Source organism: Lachnoclostridium sp. An131, from assembly GCF_002160825.1.
Taxonomy (GTDB): domain Bacteria; phylum Bacillota; class Clostridia; order Lachnospirales; family Lachnospiraceae; genus Laedolimicola.
Window position 1 is genome coordinate 22492 of sequence record NZ_NFLI01000013.1, and the last position, 25433, is coordinate 47924.

32 protein-coding genes and 1 pseudogene are annotated in these 25433 nt (G+C 50.8%); 29 read left to right on the top strand and 4 right to left on the bottom strand.

The window, feature by feature from the left end:
- Nucleotides 1-223: 223 nt before the first annotated feature.
- From B5E77_RS11490 to B5E77_RS11500, 3 genes are read left to right on the top strand one after another with little or no spacing between them, the layout of a single operon-like run.
- The gene (locus tag B5E77_RS11490; RefSeq protein ID WP_242963712.1) at nt 224-826 is read left to right on the top strand and encodes a TetR/AcrR family transcriptional regulator; all 603 of its coding nucleotides are present in this window, start codon (nt 224-226) and stop codon (nt 824-826) included.
- A complete protein-coding gene (locus B5E77_RS11495; protein WP_087165510.1) occupies nt 819-1154 on the top strand; it encodes a hypothetical protein in 336 nt (111 codons plus the stop codon). Before B5E77_RS11490 ends, B5E77_RS11495 begins: the two co-directional genes overlap by 8 nt.
- The gene (locus tag B5E77_RS11500; protein WP_087165511.1) at nt 1151-3937 is read left to right on the top strand and encodes an immunoglobulin domain-containing protein; all 2787 of its coding nucleotides are present in this window, start codon (nt 1151-1153) and stop codon (nt 3935-3937) included. The genes B5E77_RS11495 and B5E77_RS11500 overlap by 4 nt, the downstream gene beginning before the upstream one ends.
- 97 nt (nt 3938-4034) lie before the next feature.
- On the opposite strand, the gene B5E77_RS11505 is transcribed toward B5E77_RS11500, so the two are convergent.
- Nucleotides 4035-4430, bottom strand: coding sequence for a hypothetical protein (locus tag B5E77_RS11505; RefSeq protein WP_087165512.1), 396 nt, complete (start codon nt 4428-4430; stop codon nt 4035-4037).
- Between the two features lie 696 nt (nt 4431-5126).
- On the opposite strand from B5E77_RS11505, the gene B5E77_RS11510 reads away from it, so the two are divergent.
- From B5E77_RS11510 to B5E77_RS11535, 6 genes are all read left to right on the top strand, one after another.
- Complete coding sequence (locus B5E77_RS11510; RefSeq protein ID WP_087165513.1) at nt 5127-5558, top strand: RNA polymerase sigma factor; 432 nt, start codon at nt 5127-5129, stop codon at nt 5556-5558.
- Nucleotides 5555-5791, top strand: a complete 237-nt coding sequence (locus B5E77_RS11515) for a helix-turn-helix domain-containing protein (protein WP_087165514.1) — start codon at nt 5555-5557, stop codon at nt 5789-5791. The genes B5E77_RS11510 and B5E77_RS11515 overlap by 4 nt, the downstream gene beginning before the upstream one ends.
- 320 nt (nt 5792-6111) lie before the next feature.
- Nucleotides 6112-6483, top strand: coding sequence for a GntR family transcriptional regulator (locus B5E77_RS11520; RefSeq protein WP_087165515.1), 372 nt, complete (start codon nt 6112-6114; stop codon nt 6481-6483).
- Nucleotides 6484-6497: 14 nt separating this feature from the next.
- Nucleotides 6498-7358, top strand: coding sequence for an ABC transporter ATP-binding protein (locus B5E77_RS11525; protein WP_087165516.1), 861 nt, complete (start codon nt 6498-6500; stop codon nt 7356-7358).
- Nucleotides 7346-7978, top strand: a complete 633-nt coding sequence (locus B5E77_RS11530) for an ABC-2 transporter permease (RefSeq protein WP_087165517.1) — start codon at nt 7346-7348, stop codon at nt 7976-7978. Before B5E77_RS11525 ends, B5E77_RS11530 begins: the two co-directional genes overlap by 13 nt.
- Nucleotides 7975-8325, top strand: a complete 351-nt coding sequence (locus B5E77_RS11535; protein ID WP_087165518.1) for a GntR family transcriptional regulator — start codon at nt 7975-7977, stop codon at nt 8323-8325. The genes B5E77_RS11530 and B5E77_RS11535 overlap by 4 nt, the downstream gene beginning before the upstream one ends.
- Nucleotides 8326-8480: 155 nt before the next feature.
- Here B5E77_RS11535 and B5E77_RS17305 read toward each other — a convergent pair.
- Nucleotides 8481-8723 (bottom strand): annotated as a pseudogene (locus B5E77_RS17305) (hypothetical protein); the annotation flags it as partial.
- Here B5E77_RS17305 and B5E77_RS11545 point away from each other — a divergent pair.
- The 3 genes from B5E77_RS11545 to B5E77_RS11555 all read left to right on the top strand — a co-directional run bounded on the left by B5E77_RS11545 (nt 8715) and on the right by B5E77_RS11555 (nt 9904).
- Nucleotides 8715-8930, top strand: coding sequence for a transposon-transfer assisting family protein (locus B5E77_RS11545; protein ID WP_021659624.1), 216 nt, complete (start codon nt 8715-8717; stop codon nt 8928-8930). The pseudogene B5E77_RS17305 and the gene B5E77_RS11545 overlap by 9 nt on opposite strands.
- Nucleotides 8931-9023: 93 nt before the next feature.
- A complete protein-coding gene (locus tag B5E77_RS11550) occupies nt 9024-9251 on the top strand; it encodes a hypothetical protein (protein ID WP_021659625.1) in 228 nt (75 codons plus the stop codon).
- A 29-nt stretch (nt 9252-9280) separates the two neighbouring features.
- The gene (locus B5E77_RS11555) at nt 9281-9904 is read left to right on the top strand and encodes a class I SAM-dependent methyltransferase (protein ID WP_073261358.1); all 624 of its coding nucleotides are present in this window, start codon (nt 9281-9283) and stop codon (nt 9902-9904) included.
- On the opposite strand, the gene B5E77_RS17025 is transcribed toward B5E77_RS11555, so the two are convergent.
- The gene (locus B5E77_RS17025) at nt 9842-10468 is read right to left on the bottom strand and encodes a hypothetical protein (RefSeq protein ID WP_162609690.1); all 627 of its coding nucleotides are present in this window, start codon (nt 10466-10468) and stop codon (nt 9842-9844) included. The two genes, B5E77_RS11555 and B5E77_RS17025, sit on opposite strands and share 63 nt — an antisense overlap.
- Before the next feature lie 289 nt (nt 10469-10757).
- Between B5E77_RS17025 and B5E77_RS11565 the strand changes: the two genes are divergently transcribed.
- The 8 genes from B5E77_RS11565 to B5E77_RS11600 all read left to right on the top strand — a co-directional run bounded on the left by B5E77_RS11565 (nt 10758) and on the right by B5E77_RS11600 (nt 18080).
- Nucleotides 10758-11114, top strand: coding sequence for a TnpV protein (locus B5E77_RS11565; RefSeq protein ID WP_021659629.1), 357 nt, complete (start codon nt 10758-10760; stop codon nt 11112-11114).
- Nucleotides 11115-11197: 83 nt separating this feature from the next.
- Nucleotides 11198-11407, top strand: coding sequence for a hypothetical protein (locus tag B5E77_RS11570; RefSeq protein ID WP_087165520.1), 210 nt, complete (start codon nt 11198-11200; stop codon nt 11405-11407).
- A gap of 41 nt (nt 11408-11448) precedes the next feature.
- The gene (locus B5E77_RS11575; protein WP_087165521.1) at nt 11449-12165 is read left to right on the top strand and encodes a zinc ribbon domain-containing protein; all 717 of its coding nucleotides are present in this window, start codon (nt 11449-11451) and stop codon (nt 12163-12165) included.
- Between the two features lie 91 nt (nt 12166-12256).
- Nucleotides 12257-15010 carry a translation factor GTPase family protein gene (locus tag B5E77_RS11580; RefSeq protein WP_087165522.1) on the top strand — a complete coding sequence of 918 codons (2754 nt, stop codon included), beginning with the start codon at nt 12257-12259 and terminating at the stop codon, nt 15008-15010.
- Nucleotides 15011-15093: 83 nt separating this feature from the next.
- Entirely contained in the window at nt 15094-16248 is a 1155-nt protein-coding gene (locus B5E77_RS11585) for a DUF4317 domain-containing protein (protein ID WP_087165523.1), read from the top strand.
- Nucleotides 16248-16745, top strand: coding sequence for a transcription elongation factor GreA (greA, locus tag B5E77_RS11590; protein ID WP_087165524.1), 498 nt, complete (start codon nt 16248-16250; stop codon nt 16743-16745). The genes B5E77_RS11585 and greA overlap by 1 nt, the downstream gene beginning before the upstream one ends.
- Before the next feature lie 169 nt (nt 16746-16914).
- Nucleotides 16915-17775, top strand: coding sequence for a DNA adenine methylase (locus tag B5E77_RS11595; RefSeq protein WP_330394686.1), 861 nt, complete (start codon nt 16915-16917; stop codon nt 17773-17775).
- Complete coding sequence (locus B5E77_RS11600) at nt 17772-18080, top strand: MGMT family protein (protein WP_087165526.1); 309 nt, start codon at nt 17772-17774, stop codon at nt 18078-18080. Before B5E77_RS11595 ends, B5E77_RS11600 begins: the two co-directional genes overlap by 4 nt.
- Before the next feature lie 88 nt (nt 18081-18168).
- On the opposite strand, the gene B5E77_RS11605 is transcribed toward B5E77_RS11600, so the two are convergent.
- Nucleotides 18169-19041, bottom strand: coding sequence for an N-acetylmuramoyl-L-alanine amidase (locus B5E77_RS11605; protein ID WP_087165527.1), 873 nt, complete (start codon nt 19039-19041; stop codon nt 18169-18171).
- Nucleotides 19042-19237: 196 nt separating this feature from the next.
- On the opposite strand from B5E77_RS11605, the gene ymfI reads away from it, so the two are divergent.
- The 9 genes from ymfI (at nt 19238) to B5E77_RS11650 (ending at nt 25416) form a co-directional block, all read left to right on the top strand.
- Nucleotides 19238-19972 carry an elongation factor P 5-aminopentanone reductase gene (gene ymfI / locus B5E77_RS11610; protein ID WP_087165528.1) on the top strand — a complete coding sequence of 245 codons (735 nt, stop codon included), beginning with the start codon at nt 19238-19240 and terminating at the stop codon, nt 19970-19972.
- A gap of 52 nt (nt 19973-20024) precedes the next feature.
- On the top strand, nt 20025-20393 hold the full coding sequence (locus B5E77_RS11615; protein ID WP_087165529.1) for a CidA/LrgA family protein: 369 nt from the start codon (nt 20025-20027) through the stop codon (nt 20391-20393).
- On the top strand, nt 20390-21070 hold the full coding sequence (locus B5E77_RS11620) for an LrgB family protein (RefSeq protein ID WP_087165530.1): 681 nt from the start codon (nt 20390-20392) through the stop codon (nt 21068-21070). Before B5E77_RS11615 ends, B5E77_RS11620 begins: the two co-directional genes overlap by 4 nt.
- Nucleotides 21071-21245: 175 nt before the next feature.
- Nucleotides 21246-21494 (top strand): type II toxin-antitoxin system prevent-host-death family antitoxin, encoded by a 249-nt coding sequence (locus B5E77_RS11625; protein ID WP_087165531.1) that lies wholly within the window; start codon nt 21246-21248, stop codon nt 21492-21494.
- A 3-nt stretch (nt 21495-21497) separates the two neighbouring features.
- Complete coding sequence (locus tag B5E77_RS11630; RefSeq protein WP_087165532.1) at nt 21498-21797, top strand: type II toxin-antitoxin system RelE/ParE family toxin; 300 nt, start codon at nt 21498-21500, stop codon at nt 21795-21797.
- A 232-nt stretch (nt 21798-22029) separates the two neighbouring features.
- On the top strand, nt 22030-22776 hold the full coding sequence (locus tag B5E77_RS11635; RefSeq protein ID WP_087165533.1) for a helix-turn-helix transcriptional regulator: 747 nt from the start codon (nt 22030-22032) through the stop codon (nt 22774-22776).
- Nucleotides 22777-22996: 220 nt separating this feature from the next.
- Nucleotides 22997-23350, top strand: a complete 354-nt coding sequence (locus B5E77_RS11640) for a P-II family nitrogen regulator (RefSeq protein ID WP_087165534.1) — start codon at nt 22997-22999, stop codon at nt 23348-23350.
- Nucleotides 23351-23409: 59 nt separating this feature from the next.
- Entirely contained in the window at nt 23410-24516 is a 1107-nt protein-coding gene (locus B5E77_RS11645) for an ABC transporter ATP-binding protein (RefSeq protein ID WP_087165535.1), read from the top strand.
- A gap of 15 nt (nt 24517-24531) precedes the next feature.
- The gene (locus B5E77_RS11650; protein WP_330394687.1) at nt 24532-25416 is read left to right on the top strand and encodes an ABC transporter permease; all 885 of its coding nucleotides are present in this window, start codon (nt 24532-24534) and stop codon (nt 25414-25416) included.
- The last annotated feature ends 17 nt before the right edge of the window (nt 25417-25433 follow it).

The window sequence follows — 25433 nt, forward strand, 5'->3', positions numbered from 1 at the left end:
CACACTGGTAGCAAGCAAGCAAGCAAGCAAGCAAGCAAGCAAACACAGCATAACTGCGCCCTTTTTCCTTGTCAAGAGTACAATCGCATATTTTTCAAAGGCGTATTCCGCCCGTTTTTATACGGATGGGGTACGCCTTTTTGTGTTGCCTGATAAACAGTACAATTTTTTTCTCATAGAATTTACCGCTTAGTCAATCAAAAAAAGCAGGAGGTGAATTATATTGCAAGAAAAAGGGATCCCGGAAAGGCGTACAGCATTTCTGGAAACCTGCTTTGATACTTTTTGTGAAAACGGATTGGAAAACACGAGTTTGAAAATGCTTGCAGATGCTTGTGGGGTTACCAATGGGAGCTTACTTTATTATTTTGAAAGTAAGGATAATCTTGTAATCGAAGCCACCGCTCACTGTATGGCAAAGGTGGAAAATGACTTTATGGCACAGGCCCCCACCAGTTTTGCTGACATCGAACGATTTTTGCGGGAAATGCCTTATCTCACTGCAAAACTCCACGGAGCAAAATACCGCTTTATGTATCAGGTGTATGCAAGCCCAAAGTACCGGGAATACGGCAAGGAATTTTTCAAAGGTGTTAATATCAGGTATCACAATTATGCCGAACTGCTTTCCGGCAAACTGGGGATGCCCACAGATTTTATCCAGGGCATGACCTATCTGTTTGTCCGTGCCTGTGTTCATTATGCGCTGTTTGAGGACGAGGACTATCTACAGTTACAGTTAAATGCAATTCGTACTTCCCTGCGGGCATTTATTGCCATGAAAACAGGGAGTGAAAATTGGAAAGCAGGTGGTGCCCATGAGTAAAATCAATCGCTATGAATATGAGGGGAAGGTGATAGAGATTCCTTTGCGATGGGACGAACACTCTAAAAAAGAAATCGAGGATTACAGTTTGTTTATAGAACAATCCCCGATCTACACCCCGGAGGGACGTCCTATTCTTTTGACTATTGAGGACGCCTGCCCTCACGCCGTCATGGTAGATGATGATCCCGCAAGTATTGACTGCGGTTCCTGCGTCTACTTCCGGCAGCCAGCCGAATCCATTCTGGGTGCCTGCCACAATGAAAATATGCGCTGTGTTTCGGCAAAGCAAATGAACACAGGCGCAAACAAGGAGGAAACATTATGAAAAAACGATTGTTTGCAGCAATTGTCAGCCTGTGCATGATCGTGTCCATGCTGCCGACAATGGCGTTTGCCGAAGCAGGCGTACAGGACAGCGGTATTGTCACAAGCGCAAGCGGGCTGTGTGAACACCACACCCAGCATGATGAAAGCTGCAGCTACACCGAGGGGACTGCGGAAATTCCCTGTTCCCATGAACACGATGAGAGTTGCGGCGGGCTGACCGACCCGGAAGCCTGCAATCACACCCACGATGAAGCCTGCGGCTATGTTCCCGCCACAGAGGGAACGCCTTGCACCTATGTTTGCGAGATTTGCAATGCACAGGACAGCGGGAACCCAGAGGCTCCGTCCGACGCACAACCGGAAGAATGTACCTGTGAAACCCTCTGCACCGAGGAAGAAATCAATGGGGATTGTCCGGTCTGCTCTGCGGAGGGTGCCGAGCTGGACAAGGTTTGCGTCGGTGCAGCTCTGCTGTTGACAGCACCAACTTTGCGAACCGGCGAAATTAAGCTGTTTATAGGCGGTCAGCAAATCACAGAAAGCGGCTGCTATGAAAACAAAAATGGAACTTGGACAAAGGTTGACGGTACAGAACCTGCCAGCGGTCAGTTTTACTATGACGCCGCCACCTTCACCCTTACGCTGAATCAGGCGGAGATTACTCACGATCAAACTGTGAAAGTTGCAGAAGGTTACACCTACGAAGGTAGCGTGATTGCCTTTAGTCAAACTGCCGATGTTTCTCTCAAAATAGTAGTATCCCAAGGAACGAGTACCATAACGGGAACCGGCGGGATTCGTGTAGAGTCCACGACTGAAAATGCCTCCTTGTCTATTAAGGGTTCTGGCAGCTTAGATGTCGAACCGAAAGGGAGTAATTCAGGAATTACGCTTTGTAGTTCAAAGAATACGAACCTGGATATCGACGGTGCGGATGTTACAGCTTCATCTCCTGCCCAGTATGGAGTTTATCTAATCTCTAGTACCGACGCAACATCCACTTCTACTATTACGGTAAATAATGGAATCCTGACCACCGGTGGCAATGGTAATGTCGGAATTTACTATTATTGGTCTGGCACGAGCAATGCTGGCACTTCCAGCCTGACCGTCAGCGGCAACGCAGTGGTGGATACAAGAAACAGTCAAATAATGGCTCAGAATAAGGAAACGGTTGTTCAGGTTGGTGCAGGCAGCGATGGCAACGGAGGTATCGTCTTTAACGGCAAGAGCGGCACTGTCTACGGCGATGTGACCTTGCAGGAGGACTTGGAGATCGGTAATGACGAAACCCTGACCATCGGAAAGGACGCCAGCCTGACCGTCCCGGATGGAAAGACTTTGACCAACAACGGCACCATCAATGTAGAGAGCGGTGGCAAGCTGGAAGGCACAACGACCGGCAATGGCACGCTCAAAATCGCCCCCACTATTACCACCCAACCACAGGATGTGGAAGTAAAAGAAAATGAAACTGCCACCTTTAACGTGAAAGTCACCGGCACTGAGCCGTTGTCCTATCAGTGGCAGCAAAGTACCGACAACGGCCAAAGCTGGACGGATATTACAGGCGAAACCAACGCCACCTATACCATTGCGACTACCACAATGGACATGAGCGGCACTCAATACCGTTGTGTTGTGAAAAACAGTATAGATGAAGTAACAAGTGACGTTGCTCTCCTCAAGGTAAAACATAATTTGGTAAAGATCGAATATAAAGCACCAACCTGCACAGTGAATGGAAACGAAGAATACTGGACTTGCGACACCTGCGATAAATACTTCAGCGACGCCAACGGTGATACCGAAATTGCAAAGGATTCCTGGATTATTAGCGCAATTAATCATGATTGGAACGATGCGGTTTACACATGGGGCGATGACGGAAGCACCTGTACGGCTACCCGTACCTGCAAAAATGACAGCGCTCATACGGAAACATCCAAGGCAACGGTAACAGATGCACAGACCAAAGCGCCGACCTGCACAGAGAAAGGCGAAACCACCTATACGGCTACCTTTGAGGCTGATTGGGCGGTGACACAGACAAAAGTGATTGTTGACATCCCGGCCACCGGCCACAGCTATGGCGAACCGGAATGGAGCTGGTCGGAGGATGGAAAAACCTGCACCGTGACATTTACCTGTGAAAAGGATGAAACCCATAAGGAAACTCCGGTGGTAACGGTTACATCAGCAGTAAAGACGCCAGCCACCTGCACGGAAACAGGCGTAACCACTTATACGGCAACCGTTGAATTTAACGGCCAGATCCACACGGATACGAAGGATGTGGCAGACATCCCGGCCACCGGCCACAGCTATGACAATGGCAAATGTACTGTCTGCGGTGCGATTGCTTCCGATTTCAAGGTCATCATCACAGCCGGGGCAAACGGTAGCTGGCAGAAAGGCACAAAGGACGGTCTTACCTTTACTTCCAATGCAGCTTATAAACACTTCCAGAAGGTACAGGTAGACGGCAAAGACCTGGATGCTTCCAACTACACAGTAAAGGAAGGCAGCACCATTGTCACTTTGAAAACTTCCTATCTGGAAACTCTGTCTGTGGGCAAACACACACTGGCTATCGTTTCTGAAACCGGTACTGCTACTACGGAATTTACCATCAAGGCAGCGGCTGTTACTGACGATACCCAATCGCCGCAGACCGGCGATGACAGCAATATCGCCCTTTGGATTGCGGTACTGCTTGCAGCGGGCACTGCCCTGACCGGCACAGCCGTTTACAGCCGCAAGAGAAAATATAGCAAATAAATCCATATATAACATGCGCTCTGTGGAAGAAAGCCACGGGGCGCATTCTTTATGTATGCACCGCAGGAAGCCTGCGGTGTTGTTTTCGATGTGAAAGCTATCGTTCCCTGTCGTGGGTTTTGGGCTTTGGCTTTTGCCTTCTGCCCTCCGCCTGAAGCTGGCGCAGGCGCTTCAGCACGCTCTCCCGCCGGGGCGGCTTTGCCTGCTCTTTTTGGGCGGGTTTCTGTTTTTCCCTGACCTGCCGCTCCCATGCGGCAAGGTCACGGTTGTACTGCTCCACAACAGCCTCCGCCTTGCGGTAGGTTGCCATGAACGCCTGCACATCGGGATAACCGTCCTCTTTCAGAACATCGGGCAGTTTATCCAGATTTTCAGCGATTTCCTTTTCTGTCCGCTGTATCTGCTCTGTGAGCGCCTTGCGCTCCTTACCTTTGAAAATCCCTTTTGTATCGGCAAGCTGCTGTTTCAGCTTCGGAAGTACCGTATCCTGCAATCCTCAGCAAGCAATTATAGAATTTTGTAGGGTTATAAAGCCCAACGGAAGATTATTGATTAGTGACTACTGGAAACCATTTCCCATTCGCCAGATAATGAATTTGTTTTTGCCATACAGCAATGATGGTGATGTAAAAATATATTCTCAAAAAGAAATTATGGCGTTTCTGGAAACAGCTCATTTTGATGTGACTTGTTATGAACACACAAATAGTTCCTCATACATAGTTATTGCAAAAAAGGAATTTTGACAATTCCGTTTTATATGTAACATTCTGCCCGGCGGCAGAAAAGAAAAAAACCGTTGCCGGGCAGGTTGATTTCGTGCGCTCATTCCACATATTCCAGCGGCGGTTTTGAGAAATCAAGGCCGCCGTTTCTCTTTTCCCGGCGCAGGATCGGCGGCCCACGGAGGGAGCCGCCATGCTGATATGTTCTGTTTTTCAAAAGCGTAATTTCTTAAAAAAAGCCTGTACCCAACAGGGGGCAGCTCCGGCCACGAGTATGAACTATACCATGTAAGACAACTTCATATATCTTTCATTTCCGCCCGGTGGGTCTATGACCTGCCGGGCGAATTTTGTCGGTTCCTGCGGTTTTTCGGTGCGGGCCGGAGCTGCCGCAGCAACATAGACAAAGGGGGCGGCGCAACCGGCCCCGGCTTCTCACTCTCCCGCAGATCGGGGGTGAGAAGATGAAGTACACCCCTGATGGTTATGGAGAACGCTGCCGGTTTGACGCTTTCTGCAAAACCGTTCTCCGCAACGAGGCCAGAACCCACCTGCGGGATTTGGGCCGCCAGCGGAACCGGGAAACCGAGTTCAGCGCCTTGTCCCAGCATGAAATGGACAAGCTCTGCACAGTGGACGAATACCCAAGCGACAACTTCCTATTCACGGCCTATGGCTACACTCTGCATATCCGTGACGAGCTAGTGGCCGCTGCCTTTGCCAGTCTGCCGGAACAGGAGCAGGGCATTTTGATCCTGCATTGTGTGTTGGAGCTGACAGACGGCGAGATCAGCAAACTTGTTGGAATGTCCCGCAGCGCCGTCCAGCGGCACCGCACCAAGGCCCTGAACGAATTGCGGAAACGATTGGAGGACGAAAGGAGGAAACCGAAATGAAGCAACCGACTTTCTGTGGGCGGGCGCTGTTGCCCCTGTCTGTGATCGAGGCGGCCCGCGCCGGTGATCCTCTGGCCGTGGAGCGCGTCTTGCGGTACTATGAGGGCTACATGGACAAGCTCTGTACCCGGACGCTCTACGATCTGGACGGTACGCCTCGTGTGCGGGTGGACGAGTACATGAAGCGCCGATTACAAAGCAGACTGATCCGGGCCATTCTGAACAGCCCATAAGAAAGCGCCGGGCGCGGCGGCCTGTTGGCCCTGCGCCCGGCGTTTTCCTATGGGGGATATTCTACGCATTTCAAATCCCGTTTCGGCGGGGATTGAAGCAATCCTATTGCCGCCCTGTCAATCGTCCGTCAGAAGCCCGCTATGGCGGCCTATTCAGCGGCTTAACTGCGTAGCTTGCAGGTATCTTTTCCGCTGTCTTTTGGCATTTAACTTGTGTAGCTGTTTTGCATTTGTGTTCTTTTCTATTGACAACTTGCATAAGTGTGACTATACTGTACTTATCGAATAAGTACGCCAAGTACGGAAAGTACGGTGATAAAATGGAAATACTTATCAGCAATAGTAGTGATAAGCCGATTTATGAACAAATTTGTATTCAAATTAAAAGCATGATTATGGACGGAACGCTTTCGGCAGGTGAAGCATTACCCTCTATGCGTGCTTTAGCAAAAGACCTGCATCTTAGTGTCATTACCGTTCAAAGAGCCTATGAGGATTTGACAAGAGATGGTTTTATAGAAACGGTGTCTGGCAAAGGTAGTTTTGTTGCGGCCCAGAATAAGCAATTTATCCAAGAAGAACAACTAAGAATTGCCGAAGGATTGTTACAAAAGGTGGCTGAAATTGGCCGGTCACACGGGATTGATTATCAGCAAATGGCTAACATTTTGAAACTGTTTTACGAAGAATAGAAGCGAGGTATTGTATGGACAGTATTTTGGTAACAGATTTGTGTAAATCATTAGGGGATTTCACGTTGGATCATGTATCTTTTCGTGTTCCCCAAGGAAGAATTGTTGGGTTTATTGGTGAGAATGGAGCAGGCAAAAGTACAACAATAAACCTCATTCTTGATGAATTAAGCCCTGATGCCGGAAAGATCGAAGTTCTCGGAAAAAATAATTCTCGTTGTTCTGCAAGAAATGATGTAGGAGTTGTTTTTGACGAATGTAATTTCCATGATGTTTTCAATGCGAGAATTATAGGGAAAATTTTATCTGGCGTTTTTTCCGCATGGAATAACGAGCTATACTACGGCTATCTAAAGAAGTTCAAAATTCCTGAAAAGAAACCCATCGGTTCTTTTTCAAAAGGGATGAAAATGAAGCTCTCTATAATCTGTGCATTGGCTCATTCACCCAAGTTACTAATTCTGGACGAAGCAACTACGGGGCTTGATCCAGTTGTTCGTGACGAGATATTAGACCTGTTTTTAGATTTCATTCAAGACGAATCCCATGCGATTTTCTTTTCTTCGCATATTACGTCCGACATTCAAAAAATTGCCGATTATGTAATTCTAATTCATCAAGGAAAGATTATTTTTGAGGAACAAAAGGACGATTTGGTCTACCATTACGGTATATTGAAATGCCGCCGTAGCGATTTTCCCTCTTTGTCCCCGGACGACTACCTTATTTCTCGCCAAACAACCACCGGAATTGAATGTTTGGTAAAAGACAAGGAACTGGCAAAGAGAAAATATAAAAATATGATTGTGGATAATGCAACTCTGGAAGATATAATGCTTTTCTATATTAAGGGGGGAACATCATGCGAGGATTGATTTATAAAGACGTTCAGCTTTTCTTTAGGAGCATTGATAAAAAGCTAATCCTGATTGCTGTTGTTGCGATTGCATTACTTTTGACAAAAGCTGGTGTTTACGGCGGATTGATGGGGAGCATCATGCTGGCCATGACAGTAAGTATGCAGAATATTATGACGTTCGCCACAGATGAAAAGGTTGATTGGAAAAAATATCAGAAAGCCCTTCCCATTAGCAATACATCTGTGATTGTCAGCAAGTATCTTTCTGTCCTGATTACCCTGATAGTTAGCGTTATTGGCAGTGTTGTATTCTCTTTGGTGTCCTGCGTGATTCATGGCAAGTTTGACATCATGTTATTGGGGCTATCAGTATTGAGCGCCATTGTTGTTCCTCTGATCTGGACAGGAATTTGTTTACCTCTTACCTTTTGGTTTGGTTTCCGTTCTGCACAAACAATGGGTTTAATTGTTGTAATTCCGATCTTTTATATGATTAAATTTTTCGAGGATGGCCCCGGCTTATCCGAGCTTCCGACTTCAATTTCAACCTATTTATTTTGGATTTGCGTTGCAGCTATTGCTATTTTTATAATATCCATTGTAGTTAGCCTCTTGGGGTATTCAAAGAAAAAATGATGAATTGGGCGATTGACACTAAAGAACGGTTGTATCAGAAACTTGCGGATGAAATATTCTTTCGTGTTTTACATGGCGAGTTTCCACCGGGAAGTAAACTTCCATCCCGTACCGTGCTTATCAAAGAAGCAAATACAAGTCAAGACACTTTGCGAAAAGCACTTGTGCAACTTACAGTTCAAAAAGTATTGTTCAAAACGCGGCAAGGTGTCTATGTAACGTCGGATGAACAAGTGTTGAAAAAAGTGCGGCAGCAATATATCGAGAGAACAATCAGCAAATGTCAAAGTGCGTTAAAAAAGGTTAATTGTGAAGCAAACATTCAGATTGAAAATGAATTTGAGTAATAAGAAAGCGCCGGACGCGGCGGCCTGCTGGCCCTGCGCCCGGCGTTTTCCTATGGGTTTATTCTACGCATTTCAAAGCCTGTTTCGGCGGGGATTGGAGAAATCCTATTGCCGCCCCGTCAATCGCTTGTCAGAAGCCCGCTGTGGCGGCCTATTCAGCGGCTTAACTGCGTAGTTTGCAGGTATCTTTTCCGCTGCCTTTCGGCCTCTTGCTTTCGGCGCATCCGCACCGCACAATCGGGGCAGTATTTCGCCCGGTTGGATTTCGGTGTAAATGCAGCACCGCACACGGCGCACCGCTTCACGCTGTCCCGGCTCTGGATGATCTCGGCATACAGCGCCCCGTCCAGTGGGAGAACAGCGGCACGAAACCACCGGCACAGCAGCGAATGGGAAACTTTACTTTTGAAGAAATGAACCTGCTTTGTATCTACAACACCGGCAGCCGCACCGGGCTGATGGAGGCTCTGACCGAGATGCGCGGCGAACTTTCGCCGGAGGAAACGGAACTGCGGGAGCTGACGGACAGCGCCCTGATGAAGCTCCAGGCTATGAGCGACGATGCGTTTGCTCAGCTGGAACTGTACCCGGATTTTGATGAATAAGCAAATACTTGATAATTGCTGCCTGTTGTGGTATATTTATAGTTAGTTGATGCTAACTGGAAATATCTTCGGATGTACAAAGAGGTAGAGGCTATGAAAAAAACACTAATTGGCGGTTTTTTAACTTTGAGTGGAACGATTGGCATTGTGATTCTGCTGGCGGCTTGTATCTTAAATCCCGTAACGAGTTGGATAACACCACCGGGCAGATTGATTTGTACCATGCTTGAACATGGTATTGCTGTTCCCATCGGTTGTTTTTCAATCATATTTATCACTGGGTTGTTTATTTTAGGAATTGAATACAGGAAAAAGATATAAATATATCAAGAAGGGGTTGGGAATGGGAAATGGGAATTGTAAAAAAATTATTTAATAGCACAAGAAAACCAGAAGGCTTGCTGGGCGAACTTATGGTGAAAAGTATGAATAAAGGCCACGCTGCTGTTTCGGATTGGGGGATGGAGCATATTACAAAATTGCACCCATCTAAAATCATAGATCTGGGGTGTGGAGGTGGGCGAAATGCAGCAGAATTATTAAAGCGATTTCCGGCTGCAACGGTGCATGCTTTAGATTACTCTGAGGTTTCTGTCCAAAAAACAAAACAGTTCAATCAGCAAGCGATTAAAAACGGAAGATTGCAGGTTACTCATGCAAATGTTTTGCAGCTTCCTTTTAACGCAGACACTTTTGATTTGGCTACAGCATTTGAAACTGTATATTTCTGGCCGGGACCTCTTGAGAGTTTTAAACAGGTGTACCGAATCCTCAAAAAAGGTGGCTGTTTTTTAATTGTGAATGAATCCGATGGTACAAATAAAGCGGATGATAAGTGGTTGAAAATCATTGACAACATGAAAATTTATACTGTAGAGCAGTTAGAATTTTTTCTAACTGAAGCAGGATTTTCAGAAATTACTATCGATCAGAAAAACAAAAAACATCATATCTGTATTCTGGCAAAAAAATAGGTAATAATGGTATAAGCAGCAGGAAATCTTCAAGGTTTCCTGCTTTTCTTTTACCCAAAACTGAAAGGAGGATAAATAACCATGCCATCCAAAGCTGAATTTTACCGGCAGATGGCCGAACAGGTATCGACCCAGCTTGTGGGAAGCTGGAAGGAATGGACGGCTTTTCTTACCACTGCCGCGCGCCTTTATAAGTACCCGTTCCATGAGCAGATGATGATTTACGCCCAGCGCCCGGATGCCACCGCCTGCGCCGAGTATGACCTGTGGAACAACCGTATGGGCCGCTACGTCCGGCGCGGTTCCAAGGGCATCGCCCTGGTGGATGATTCCGGCGACCGGCTCCGTCTGCGCTATGTGTTCGATATTTCCGACACCGGCACCCGTGAACATTCCCGCACCCCCTGGCTGTGGACGCTGGAAGAATCCCATACTGCTCCGGTCGCAGCCATGCTGGAAAACCGTTATGAAATGACCGGGAGCGATCTTGCCGAACAGCTGACCCGTGTGGCCGGAAAACTGGCAGAGGAATACTGGACGGAGTATCAACAGGACATTCGCCACATCGTTGACGGTTCATTCCTGGAGGAATATGATGAAATTGACATCGGAGTACAGTTCCAATCAGCCGCCACTGTCAGCATCGCCTATGCCCTGATGTCCCGCTGCGGACTGGAGCCGGAACAGCACTTTGATTACGAAGATTTCATGCCGATCTTTGACTTCAACACCCCGGCCACTGTCAGGGCGCTGGGAACAGCCGTCAGCCAGGCAAGTCAGCAGGTGCTGCGGCAGATCGGCGTCACCATCCAAAACTACGAACGCGCACAGATCGCGGAAAGGAGCGTCACACATGGAGAACAACCTGACCTACATCCAGAACGGGGACTATCTGATTCCCGAACTGAAGCTGACCGAGCAGCCGCCGAGGCCCCTGGGCAAGTACGGCAGGATGCGGAAAACCTATCTGAAGGAGCACCGGCCCATCCTGTACAACCAGCTGTTGATGACCGAGAAGCTGTACCCGCACCTCGCGGAGATCGACGAGACGGCGAACCGGCGTCTGGAGCAGATGATGCCGAAGCTGGCCGAGGCAGCGGGCGCAACGGAGCAGCTGAAAGCCCGCGACCCGATGAAGTGGGTGGGCCTGATGAACACCTGCAAGGCTCAGGCGGAAGAAATCCTGCTAGCGGAACTTATCAACAGCTGACCTTAAACCTGTTCCTCTCCGAAGCGGAACAAATAAAAGCCATCGACGAAGGATCGAGCGTACAAACGCCCGGTCCTTTTTCTATGCCGGAACACCATACCACGACAGAGCGCCCGGCAGCGCCCCAGCGCCGGACGCTGACCCAAGCCGAGATTGACGCGGCTATCCAGGAATGGAACGGCAATATTGAGAGCAAGCACGCAGTCGTGCGCTATATGAAGGACCACGCCCGTGAAAAGGACACCGCCGCCTGGCTGCGGCAGGAGTTTGGCGATGATCTGCCTGCCTTGTAAAAAAGAGGGTAAAGTCTCACGATTATGAGTTATATGAAGGCTTGCATGATCCAATCGTTACTCAAGAACAGTGGGACGCCGTAAAGGCCAAGCAGAGAGAAAGAGGCCATGTTTCGGTTAATACAAACAGGAAGTTGGCTAATCCTTTTGCTTCTATTTTATATTGTGAAAAATGCGGTGCGCTTATGAAGCGAAATGTCCCTAGCAAAAAGCAGAGTACATTGCCTTGGTATCGCTGCCCAACTAGGGGGTGTAACTGTCGGGCAATCAAATGTGATTTTGCAGAGGATGCGATTTTGGATGCAATGAGAAGTTGGTTGGCAGAATATACGATCAGGGTAAAATCAGATGATCTTCCTCAAACAGATCCTATTGATACAGCCTTATCTGTTGTTCAAGGTCAACTGGCTCAACTTCGCACACAACAGGACAATATTTGCGAATACTTAGAGAAAGGCGTTTATACCGTTGAAATGTTCACAAAACGCAATGAGACATTGATGAAAGAGCTTCGAAAGCTGCAAGCCTCAGAGGATGACCTGCTGAAGCAGAAGGAATCCAAGAGCAGTACGAAAAGCATTGAAGCAGAGGTAATACCTACAACACAGCAAATCCTGGACAGTTATCCCCACCTATCGGTAGAAGAAAAAAATCGGTTGTGGAAAATTGTCATGAAGAAAATCACAATGTATCGAACTCCAGAAGGAGACTTTACCCTACATATTTATCCAAAGCTCCCTATGGGAAACACGCCGTAGGCTGTAGGCGAGTTCAAATCTATATCTCGACGCTGCCCTCCTCTTGTGATATACTAATCTATAGTATGTCTTTACGAGAGGAGGATTTTTTATGGGCCGACAGGCCAACGAAACGAAGCCTATCAAACATATTTGTGCGGGTCTGTTGGCCCATGTGGACGCCGGGAAGACGACCCTTGCGGAGAGTATGCTTTACCACTGCGGCAGCATCCGTAAAGCCGGACGGGTGGATCATGGGGATACCCATATGGATACCTATGAGCTGGAGCGGTCCAGAGGAATCACGATTTTCGCCAGCCAGGCGCAGCTGGCCCTGGCCGCCCGAAGCGGCGCGGATGACAGCGGGGCAGAGCGGGAATCTCTGATTCAGGCAGCTCTTGTGGACACGCCGGGACATGTGGATTTTTCGGCGGAAATGGAGCGCACCCTGTGGATACTGGATTACTGTATTCTCGTTATCAGCGGAGCGGACGGTGTGCAGGGCCATGTGAGAACCCTGTGGCGCCTGCTGTCCCAGTACCGGATTCCGGTCTTTCTCTTTATCAACAAGATGGATCAGCAGGGAACGGACAGAGAAACCCTGCTGGCAGAGCTGAGAGCGGAGCTTGACGAGCGGTGCGTGGACTTCTCAGAGGACCGCGGCCCAGGGGAGCTGTGGGAGGATCTGGCGGTCTGTGATGAGGAGCTTCTGGAAGCATATCTGGAGAAGGGAGAGCTCCCGGATGAACGAATCGCGGAAAAGATAGCGGACAGAAAGGTGTTTCCCTGTTATTTTGGTTCCGCTTTGAAGGATGAGGGCGTGGAAGAGTTCCTGAAGGGGCTTGGGCGTTTTCTGATCTGCCCGTCTTATCCCGGGGAGTTTGGCGCGCGTGTCTATAAGATAGGAAGAGACGGCCAGGGAAACCGTCTGAGCTATCTGAAGGTGACCGGAGGCAGCCTGAAGGTGAAGCAGAATCTGACCGGAGAGCGGGACGGAGAGGTATGGGAAGAAAAGGCAGACCAGCTCCGGCTCTATTCCGGGGCCGGATTTCAGCCCATTCAGGAAGCGGAGGCAGGGACGGTCTGCGCAGTGACGGGTCTGTCCCGCACTTATGAGGGAGAGGGGCTTGGCCTTGAGGAGAACGGACCTGTGCCGGAGCTGGAACCTGTGCTGACTTATCAGCTTCTTCCGCCGGAGGGCGTCAATCTTCATGAGCTCCTGGGAAATTTAAGGACCCTGGAGGAGGAGCTTCCGGAGCTCCATGTGGTCTGGAGAGAGGAGCTTGGAGAGATTCATGTCCGTGTGATGGGCGAGGTTCAGCTGGAGATTTTAAAAAATCTGATGGAAGAGCGCTTTGGCGTGCCGGTGGAATTCGGCGCGGGCAGTATCGTATATAAGGAGACGATTCGGAACACTGTGGAGGGCGTGGGCCATTTTGAGCCCCTGCGCCACTATGCGGAGGTCCATCTTCTGCTGGAGCCCGGGAAGCCGGGCAGCGGACTGGTCTTTGAAAGCCGCTGCAGCGAGGATGTGCTGGACCGGAACTGGCAGAGGCTGATTCTGACTCATCTGCGGGAGAGGAACCATCCGGGAGTGCTGACGGGATCGGACATCACGGATATGAAGATCACGCTGATGTCCGGCAGGGCCCATCCCAAGCACACGGAGGGCGGTGATTTCCGCCAGGCTACCTACCGGGCAGTGCGCCAGGGCCTGAAGCAGGCGGAGTCTGTGCTTCTGGAGCCCTTTTATGAGTTCCGTCTGGAGGTGCCGCCGGACCGGGTAGGCCGGGCCATGACGGACATCCAGAAGATGGGAGGAAGCTTTTCTGAGCCGGGCCAGGAAGGCAGACTGATGCTGCTGACCGGCATGGCTCCGGTATCGAAGCTGCAGGGGTACAGCGCTGAGGTGACTGCCTACACAAAAGGAGAAGGCAGATTTTCCTGCGTGCTGAAGGGCTACGGTCCCTGCGCGGACGCGGATGAGGTGATCGCGGCAGCAGGCTACGACTCGGAACTGGATGCGGAGAATCCCACAGGGTCTGTCTTCTGCGCCCACGGGGCAGGCTTTTATGTGCCCTGGAATCAGGTCTTTTCCTATATGCACCTGGAAAGCGCGCTCCGGCCTGAAAAGACGGCAGAGCGCACCGGCCTTGCCGCCGCCAGGCAGAGCCGTTCCTCTCTGGGCGCGGTAGATCCGAAGGAGCTGGAGGAAATTTTTGAGCGTACTTATGGCCCTATCCGCCGTGACCGGCAGGGTGTGGGACGCCGGGAGAGGGTCTTCCGTCCCGATCCGGAGGATGAGCCGGTCCGTAAGATCAAGAGCCGGAGAGGAGAAAAGGAATATCTTCTGGTGGACGGCTACAATATTATTTTTGCCTGGGACGAGCTCAAAGAGCTGTCAGAGCTGAACCTGGAATCGGCCAGGGGACGGCTGATGGACATTCTCTGCGATCTGCAGGGAGCTCTTGGCTGTACGGTGATTCTGGTATTTGACGCCTACCGGGTGGAAGGAAACCGGGGCGAAGTCATGAAATACCACAATATCCATGTAGTGTATACAAAGGAGGCCGAGACGGCCGATCAGTACATAGAAAAGACGGTTCACGAGATCGGAAGAAAGCACCGGGTGACGGTGGCTACGTCCGACGGTCTGGAACAGGTGATTATTCTGGGCCAGGGAGCGGCCAGGCTGTCGGCGGCCGGACTTCATGAGCTGGTGCAGCTTACGAAGGAACAGCTGCGGGAGACGGTCAGCCAGACGGAGCCGGGCGGAAAGAACTACCTGTTTGAGCAGCTTTCGGAGGACACGCGGCGGCTCATCGAGGAGATCCGCGCAGGAAGTACGGAAGAAGAAAACGGATAGCGATTCAGTGCGGGCCCAATTCTTACAGGAAAGAAACAGAACCGTTACAAAATGACAGAGAATGAGGAAAGCAGGAGATATAGATGAATAAGAAAGAGATATCCGAAATCAAAAAGCAGCTGACGCCGGAGAACTGCGCGCTGACGCGGCTCTGCGCCTGCTATGTGGACGGAGAAAAGAATAAAAAAAGCGAGATGAAGGAAGCGTTTCTCTCGCAATCGGAGGAAGAGTGCTTCAAGTATTTTGAGATTTTCCGGAAGAGCCTGTCGGGAACCGTAGGAAAGAACCTGATCAATCTGGAATTTCCGCTGGACGCGGAGATGGAGGGCGGGGCCCAGGAATTTCTCATGCGCCTTAAGGAAAGCCGTCTGAAGGACGACGAGCTTCTGGAGGAATTTTATGACCGGATCATCGAGAGCTTTGACTATGGAGAAAATTATCTGATTCTTCTGGTCCATGGCGCATATGATATACCGGGAAAGTCTTCTGACAACGAGGAAATGTTTGACGCTTCCGACGAGGTGTACGAGTATCTGCTCTGTGCGGTCTGTCCTGTAAACCTGTCCAAAGCAGGCTTAAGCTACGACGCGGAGAATAACCGGTTCGGCTCCCGGGTGCGGGACTGGCTGGTGGAGCTTCCCATGGCAGGCTTCCTGTTTCCGGCATTCCAGGACAGAAGCACGGATCTGCACAGTATGCTATATTATTCCAAGAATCCGGAGGAGCTGCGGGATGATTTTGTGGAAAAGCTTTTTGGCTGCAGCACGCCTCTGTCCGCGGGAGATCAGAAGGAAACCTTCAACGCCATGATTGAGGAGACTCTGGGCGAGGAATGCGATTATGAGGCGGTCCGCAATATCCACGAAAAGCTCCAGGAGCTGGTGGAGGAGCGGAAAGACGAGCCGGAGCCGCTGGTGCTTGACAAGGCTGAGGTAAAACAGCTTCTGGCAGGCAGCGGCGTGGACGCGGAGAAGTTTGAAGAGCTGGAGGAGCGCTACGAGGAGACGGCGGGCGCCCAGACAGAATTTCTGGCCTCCAATATCATCAATACGAGAAAATTTGAGATTAAGACGCCGGATGTGGTGATTCAGGTGAATCCGGAAAGGGCCGATCTGGTGGAAACCAGAATGATAGACGGCCGCCAGTGTCTGGTGATCCCGGTGGACGATTCTGTGGAGGTCAACGGTATCTCTGTCCGGACACTGGACAAAAGAAATATGGAAAAGAGGGATTTTTGATGCGGGAGCAGCTGACAAAGCATGACGTGGAAAAGATACAGGAAGAGATTGACCACAGAAAGCTTGTGGTGCGCAAAGAGGCCATCGAGGCGGTGAAAGAGGCCCGGGCGCAGGGAGACTTAAGCGAAAATTTTGAGTATTACGCGGCAAAGCGCGAGAAAAACCAGAATGAAAGCCGAATCCGCTACCTGGAGCGGATGCTGCGCACGGCTGAGATTATCGAGGATGAATCCGGCGCCGATGAGATAGGGCTGAATACCCGCGTGGAGCTTTATTATGAGGATGAGGACGAGACAGAATGGATCAAGCTCGTGACTTCCATCCGCGGAAATTCCATGGAAGGGCGCATCAGCATTGAATCGCCCCTTGGAAAGGCCATCCAGGGTCATAAGGCGGGAGACCGGGTCCATGTACAGGTGGGAGACGGCGGCTACGATGTGGTGATCCGTTCCATTGAAAAAGACGCCGGGGATGAGGATGAGATAAGAAAGTTTTGACAGTAACCGGGAAAGAACCTTCGGAATCATGATTTGCCATGCAAGGATTGACCAGACGGTGCGTTTGGGGTAGACTAGAGATATGCGCAGCGGGCGTCATGCCCGCTGTGTTCCTGTGATAAGGGAAAGACTGCCGGAGGCAGAAGGAATATAAGAAGAACGGGGAGAAATGATGAATACAGGAATGATGGTGCCGTTTGTGAAGTGGGCAGGCGGAAAAAGACAGATGCTGGAGCAGCTTACGTTGCGCATGCCTGATGAATATGGAATATATTATGAACCCTTTGTGGGAGGCGGAGCCCTGGCTCTCTATCTGGAGCCGGAGCGGGCTTTCTTAAATGATATTAACAGAGAACTGGTCCATACCTATACAGAGATCCGGGATCATCTGGATACGATTCTGGTGCTCCTGGATACCATGGACAAGGTGACCTGTACTAAGGAATACTATTATGAGATGCGGAGCCGCTACAATGAGAAGCTGAGGCTGCAGGATTATGACACAGAGATGGCAGCCCTGTTCATTTATCTGAACAAGCACTGCTTTAACGGCCTGTACCGGGTGAATACCCAGGGCCAGTTTAATGTGCCCTGGAATCAGAAGCAGCAGGTACGCTCCATGGATATGGAGAACATTAAACGGATTTCCGCTTTTCTGAAATCTGTGACAATCACCTGTCAGGACTTTGAGGCATCTCTGAAAGGGATAAAGAAAGGGGATTTCGTTTATTTTGACAGCCCCTATGCCCCTTTGAATCCCGCCTCTTTTGATTCTTATACGAAGGAAGGCTTTGCGGAGGAGGAGCACCGCCGGCTGGCAGGCCTGTTCCGCCGGCTGACGGACGAAGGCGTATACTGCATGCTGACCAACCATAATACGGAGCTGATCCGGGAACTGTATGACGGTTTTCTGATTGAGGAGATTGACGTGCGCCGGGCCATCAATTCCGATCCGAAGAAGCGGACCGGAAAAGAGGTCATCATCCGAAATTACGGAGAGGCGGTCAAGGACGCGGAGCACGGGGAATGAAGCACGTTCTGGATGAAGACCTAATTTATGAGATTCTTTCCGTGGTGGAAGAGATCCCGGAAGGATGTGTGGCCACCTATGGACAGATCGCCAGACTCATTGGCCGGGAGAAAAATTCCAGGCTGGTGGGAAAGGTGCTAAGCATGGCGGAATATTACGGGCAGTATCCCTGCCACCGGGTCGTGAACCATGCGGGAAGGCCGGCGCCGGGCTGGAGAGAGCAGGAGGAGCTGCTGCATGAGGAAGGCGTGGAGCTGAAAAGAAACGGCTGTGTGGATTTGAAAAAGTATCAGTGGGACTGCTGAGAATGTATGGAAAATCCGGCCGAAAGAGCTGAAAGAATGAAAGCAGGGAGCCGTTCCTTCAGTGGGCGGCTCCCTTCGTGTATGGTATTTACGTGGTAATATAAGTATTGTATCCCTTCTGGCGCACTTCCCGCTCCATGGCGATGGCGTTGCTTAAACGGGAATATGCTCCTACCTGCACCTTATACAGGCCATCCTGGTAAATGATGTAGGCCGGGAAGCCGTCGTTTTCCAGAAGGCTTAACAGATTGTCGGCGTTCTGCCGGTCGCGGAAGGCCCCTGCCTGCACCCGGTACAGTTCCTGCTCCGGGCCTGTGCCCTCAGGCATGGAGGGGCATACAGGGCAGTTCTGCCCGTTTCCCATTATATTATTTCCCATATTGTTTCCCATCGAATTTCCAGTCATATTTCCTCCTCCTGATACATTCTGATTTTCCAGTGTTTCCATGATGCCGTCAGCGATCCCCTGGGCTATGGCCTGGAATCGGGAATCAAACAGCTGATTATCTGTAGTGCTGTCGATGAATCCTGCCTCCACAAGAAGGGCGGGCATCTGCGTGCTGTTCAGCACCACCAGATTGGGACGGATGCTTACGCCTGCGTTGCGGAACCCCAGACGCTCCAGATTGGCGTTGATGTTCTGGGCCATTTCCTTTTTGATGCCGGAATCGTCGTAGATCAGTGTCTGGACTCCCGAATATTTCCCGGGATACTCTGCAGCGTTCCGGTGAATCGAGACGAAAAGATCCGCTCCTTCTTCGTTGGCGATGGCTGCCTTCTGCCCTACGGACTGGGTGGTGTCCGTAGTTCTTGTGTAGCTCACGTCATAGCCGTTTTCCTCCAGAATCCGTCCTACCGCCATGGCAAGGCGCAGGGCATCATCGCTTTCCCGGCGGCCCTGATATACCGCGCCGGGGTTGCTCCCGCCGTGTCCGGCGTCCACTACTATTTTTGTCGCCATGCAATCTCCTTATCAACTGAAAGTACATTCTTCACCCATAAGATATGCGTGTAAACTGTGTCTTGTGAAAATAAATAAAGTGGTGTATCATGAATACGGCTTTTACTTTTCCTGCCCGTTCCGAATCCGAAAAACGCGGCGGATTCCGAAGGAAAAGGGAACATGACTGTAAGAAAACAGAAAGGATTTGCATAGAATGAAACAGAAATGCGCGGTGATCACGGGAGCGTCCCGAGGGATAGGAGCCGCGGCGGCAGAGCGCTTCGCGGCCGGCGGCTGGAACCTGGCTCTTTCCTGTGTCCGTTCCCGGGAAACATTGGAGGAGCTGGCCCGGAGACTTCACGCCAAATGGGGGATCACCTGCCTGACCTATATGGGAGACATGGGACGGGAGGAAGCGGTCCGGGAATTTTTCGGCAGGATAGAAGAGAGCTTCGGGGGCGCCGGCGTGCTGGTTAATAACGCGGGAATCTCCCGGGTGGGCCTTCTGGAGGAAATGTCCCTGGAAGAATGGGAGGAGGTTATGCGCACCAATGTAACCTCTGCTTTCCTCTGCGCAAGAGCGGCCATTCCCTATATGCTCCGCAGAAAGTCCGGTTCCATCATCAATGTGTCCTCCGTCTGGGGCTGTGTGGGGGCTTCCTGCGAGGCGGCCTATTCCGCCTCCAAAGGAGCGGTCAATGCCCTGACCCGGGCGCTGGCCAAGGAACTGGCTCCCAGCGGCATCGCGGTGAACGCGGTGGCCTGCGGAGCGGTGGATACGGATATGAACGCCTGTTTTTCTCCGGAGGAGCGTCAGGAGATTGCAGAGGAGATCCCTGCCGGACGGTTTGCCCTTCCTTCGGAAGCGGCGGATCTGATTTATACCCTTGCGGAGCGCCCGTCCTATCTGACCGGACAGATCATCCGGCTGGACGGCGGGTGGATTTAAGTACTTTATGAGAAACATTGCCGCCCGGGGAGGCGGCAGGAGGGAGTAAGTTATGAAAATTATCAAACAGTTCGGGATTATCTTTTCCCTGTGCTGGATCGCCACGGTGATTGAGGAGCTTTTACCCATCGCCTTTCCGGCCAGTGTCATTGCCATGCTGCTTCTGCTGCTCTGTCTGATGACAGGCGTGCTGAAGATTGACCATATCCGGGAGAAGTCGGATTTTCTTCTGGCGAATATGGCTTTCTTTTTCATTCCGGCCGGAGTGAATGTGATCAACTATCTGGATATCCTGAAAGCGAACTGGCTGCCGCTTCTGCTGATCTGCGTGATTACCACGGTTATCACCTTTGCGGCCACTGCCTACAGCATCCGTCTTACCATCTGGCTGCTTGGCCGGAGGAAAGGAGCAGACAGATGAGTGATATATTTTCTTCTCCTTTCTTTGGAATCGCCCTCAGTATTCTGACCTTCTGGATCGGCGTAAAGCTTCAGAAGCAGCTGAAATCGGTTCTGTGCAATCCGCTGCTGATTGCGATCCTGCTTACATCGGTGGTGCTTCTGGCTTTTGATATTCCCTATGAGAGCTACAACGAGGGCGGAGCCGTCATCAATATGTTTCTGACCCCTGCCACGGCCTGCCTGGCAGTGTCGATCTATACAAAGATACAGATCCTGAAGAAAAACTGTATTCCCATTGTGGTGGGCTGTACGGTAGGTTCCCTGGCATCCATGGGAAGCGTCTGGCTGCTCTGTCAGCTTTTCGGCCTGGATGAGGCCATGACAGCCTCCCTGATCCCGAAATCCATCACCACCCCCATTGCCATGGAGGTCTGCCAGTCCCACGGCGGTATTGTGCCGGTGACTGTGATCGCGGTGATTTTCACGGGAATTCTCGGAAGCATTCTGGCGCCTTTCCTGATCCGCCTGTTTCGGGTGGACAATCCCGTGACAGCCGGCCTGGCCATCGGAGCCTGCAGCCACGCGGTGGGAACCTCCCGGGCGCTGGAGCTGGGCGAGACGGAGGGAGCTATGAGCGGCCTTGCCATCGGCGTCTGCGGAATCATTACGGTGCTTGTTTCCATGATTCTGCTGTGAGAACTGTGTGGTCAGTGGTTTTCATTTGCTCTATAGGGTATAGACGTTACTTTGTTGATTAATGGAAAATGGTACATGAATAAAAGCTGTAAAATTTCACGTTGAATTTTACAGCTTTTTGGGTATAATATAGATAGCAGAAACAATATGGAATCAAGGAAGGAGCTGAAAGAATATGGCAAATATTTTACCGGTATCTGATTTGAGAAATTATAATGAAGTCCTGAAAAACTGCCGCAAAGGTGAACCTGTATATCTTACTAAGAATGGCAGAGGACGGTTTGTTGTGCTTGATATAGAAGATTATGAGCGTGATCGTGCAGAGAAAAAGCTATTAATGAGGTTACAGGAGGCAGAGGAGGCAGTCAAAGACGGCGAAGGCTGGCTTAGCTTGGATGAATTAAAAGCACTTGTAGGGGAGTAAACGATGCTGAAATTACGAATTAACCCATTGGTTGCAGCGGATTTAAAAGAAATTCGTGAGTATATCGCTGAGGATAATGCAGAATGTGCTGCAAAGACGATGAAAGAAATTTATGGTAAATTTGAGAATCTTCAAATGTTTCCGGGGATAGGTGCAGATCTCTCCAGAAGAGTCAGTTTCCGAACAGATTACAAGTATGCAGCTTGGGAGAATTACGTGATCATTTATAAAGTGGGAGAAGAGTATGTGGAGATTTACCGGGTGGTAAATCGGTACAGGGATATTACGAGAATTTTTGATTAAAGTGCAGCCGTTGCAGCCATAAGGAGGGGAAAGAAGGAGCCGGCGGGGTGTTATGTGTCAGATTTGCCGCTTGCATTTCTGGTTTGATGCCGCTATAATAAAGCAAAAAAGACGCGCGCTTCCAGGCGCGCAGGCCGAAGGGGGCTTCCCGCGAGAGCGGGGAGCCCCCTTTTTTCCCCGGAGACAGGGTTCCCTGCCACAGAGCAGGATAATGGTATACGGAGGTGGGACCATGAGAGCTTTTGAGACGAACGACTGGCTGCTGCTGAACAGCATGATCTACAGGATTTATACCACGGAGGATTTTGAGACCATGCGGCAGCAGTTCCTGGAGCAGTTGAAAATGGTGATTGACTTTGACAGCGCGGATTTTTATCTGGCCAGCCAGGAGGGCGAAGGTCTCTGCGATCCGGTGACCATCAACTGTGACCCGGGCTTAAGCGCCGCCTATGACGAGCTGGATTACAGCAGGGGAATCATGTACAGCGGCAAGACGCTGATTTACAGGGAGACGGATATTATCTCCGATGAGGCCCGGGTGCAGACGGAATATTACCAGAAGGTCTACAGGCCGAACAACTGGCATTTCGCTCTGCAGATGGTGCTTGCGAGAAACAAGAGATTTCTCGGCGTGGTGAGCCTGTACCGGACCATCGGGAAGCAGGATTTCCAGTATGAGGATATCTTTGTGCTGGACATTTTAAAGGAGCATCTGGCCTGGCGCCTGTCCCGCAGCAGGAACCGGGACGAACAGGCGGGTGGAAAGCTTTCGGTATCCCAGGCGGCGGAGCGCTATGAGCTGACCCGGAGGGAGACCGCGATTCTGAAGCTTCTTCTGGAAGGAAAAGACAGCGCCGGAATCTGCGAGGAGGCCTCCATCAGTCCGAACACCCTGAAGAAACATATCTCCAGCATTCACCATAAAATGGGAACCAGAAGCAGGGTACAGCTTTTCAAAATGGTGCGGGAGATGGAATAAAAGCAGGCGGAATGTAACACAAAAGGGCCAGAAATGGTACGAAATACCCGGAAAGATGGTCTGAAAGAGCACTTGAAACGTGGTACGGAAAGGAGTATATTCTCAGATATCAATTAGCAGAAAAACGAAAATCTTATAGCAAGACCTGAAAGCAAGGGAGCTGTCTCAAAAGACAGCTCCCTTTGCCGTATATGGACAGACGGTGAACGGAGGAGCGTTTATGAAAGAAATTATCATTATCGTAAGACCTGAAAAGCTGGAGGACATTAAGCACATTCTGGACGAGGTGAACTGCGGAGGCATGACTCTGTCCACGGTCATGGGCTGCGGAACTCAGAAAGGCATGGTGGAGGAGCAGGGAACCAGAGAGCTGAAGGGCTTTCAGACGACCATCAATCTGCTGCCCAAGATCCGCATTGAGGTGGTGGTCAACGACCAGGATGTGGAGCCGATTATCTCGGCCGTCCGGGAAAGATGTGCCACAGACCATGCGGGAGACGGAAAAATCTTTGTGAGAAACATTGAGGAGGTCGTCCGTATCCGTACAGGAGAGCGGGGATTCAAAGCTCTGTAGCGGACGGCGGACGCGGGCCTGCCCGCTTCAGAAAAAGAGCAGTCGGAAGAGGTGGATATATGAGCGGCATTGTACAGCTGGAAGGTGTAAACAAATATTTCGGAAAAAATCATGTGGTAAAGAATTTGAACCTTTCCGTGGAAGAAGGAGAGTTTCTGACCCTGCTGGGTTCATCAGGCTGCGGCAAGACCACGACGCTGCGGATGATCGCGGGTTTCGAGGAGCCGACTTCGGGCAGCATCCTGGTGGAGGGCCAGGCGGTGGAGGAAAAGGAGCCTTTTGAAAGAAACGTCAATACGGTATTTCAGAGCTATGCTCTGTTTCCCCACAAAACCATTTACGATAACGTCGCCTACGGACTGAAAATGAAGAAGGTGCCGAAGACGGAGATCGCCCGGAGAGTGAAGGAAATCATGGCTCTGGTACAGCTCACAGGCTTTGAGGAGCGGTATCCGTCCCAGCTTTCCGGCGGGCAGAAGCAGAGAGTGGCCATCGCCCGGGCCCTTATAAACCGGCCCCGCGTGCTGCTTCTGGATGAGCCTCTGGGAGCCCTGGATCTGAAGCTGCGCAAGCAGATGCAGCTGGAGCTGAAGCGGCTCCAGAGGAAGCTGAACATTACCTTCATCTATGTGACCCATGACCAGGAGGAAGCGCTGACCATGAGCGACCGGATCGCGGTCATGCACGACGGGATTCTGGATCAGCTTGGGACTCCGGAGGAAATTTACGAGCAGCCCCGGACGAAATTTGTGGCGACTTTCATCGGAGAGACCAATATTTTTGAGGGCAATATCAAGGAGCTTGCCATGGGCAGGGTGGCGGTCCGTATCGAAAACGGCGTGATCCGGGGCTGCGGATATGGTTTTTCCAGAAACGAGTACATCACAGTTTCCGTGCGGCCGGAGAAGATGAAATTTTCTGCAGCTCCGGTCAAGGGCTTCCAGCTGGAGGCTCAGGTGAAGGATTACGTCTACGCGGGTTCTGTGGTGAAATGCATCGCGGTTCTGCAGAACGGCATGGAGATCAAGATGGACCGCCTGGCAGGAGAGGAACTGCCGGAGCCCGGAAGCATCATTCATCCCTGGTGGGAGGAAAAGGACGCGGTGCTGCTCCACAATCCGGAGAATCAGGTGCTGAAAATGATAGACAGTATGCCTTTGATATAGGGAGGTGGCGTAAATTTGGAAAAGACGAAGAAACATTCCCGGCACAGTTTTCGGAGCAATACGCTGCCGGCAGTGGTGATGACAGGCCCGATGACGCTTCTGCTGCTTCTTCTTGTGGCTGCCCCGCTGATTTATGTGGGAGTCATGAGTTTCTGCTCCATTGACGAGTATTATAATGTGGTTTTCCGCTTTACCACTGAGAATTACGCCCGCCTGGCGAGCACAGATTATCTGAAAATCTACGGGCAGTCCCTTCTGATAGCTTTTGTGACCACGGTCATCTGTATCCTGATTGGATATCCCTTTTCCTGGCTGATTGCCCGGACGAAAAGCAAATACAAAAAGATTCTGTATATGCTGGTGATCGTTCCCTTCTGGACCAACTCGCTGATCCGCGTCTATGGGTGGAGAACCTTTCTGGGAACGAACGGCTGGCTGAATACGGCGCTGCAGTTCCTGCATCTGACAGACGGGCCGCTGGATTTCCTGTATAACCGGGGAACGACGATTCTGGGCATGGTCTACTGCCTGCTTCCGTTTATGATTCTGCCGCTGTACACGTCCATCGAAAAGCTGGATCAGAGCCTTCTGGAGGCTTCGGCGGATCTGGGAGCAAAGCGGGCAAAGACTTTTCTGGAGGTAGTCCTGCCGCTGACCTCCGGAGGCATTTTTTCCGGAAGCATTATGATATTTATTCCCTGCCTCGGATACTTTTTCATCTCGGATATCCTGGGCGGCGGCAATTCGGATGTGATCGGAAACCTGATTGAACGGCAGTTCCAGAGCGGAAACAACTGGCCTCTGGGCGCGGCCCTGTCCATCGTGCTGATTGTGATTACGCTGATCCTTGTGAAGCTGTACCAGAGGATGGGCGGCAGCATGGAGAGCCTTGGCGTCTGACGGGGAAGGAGGAGTCT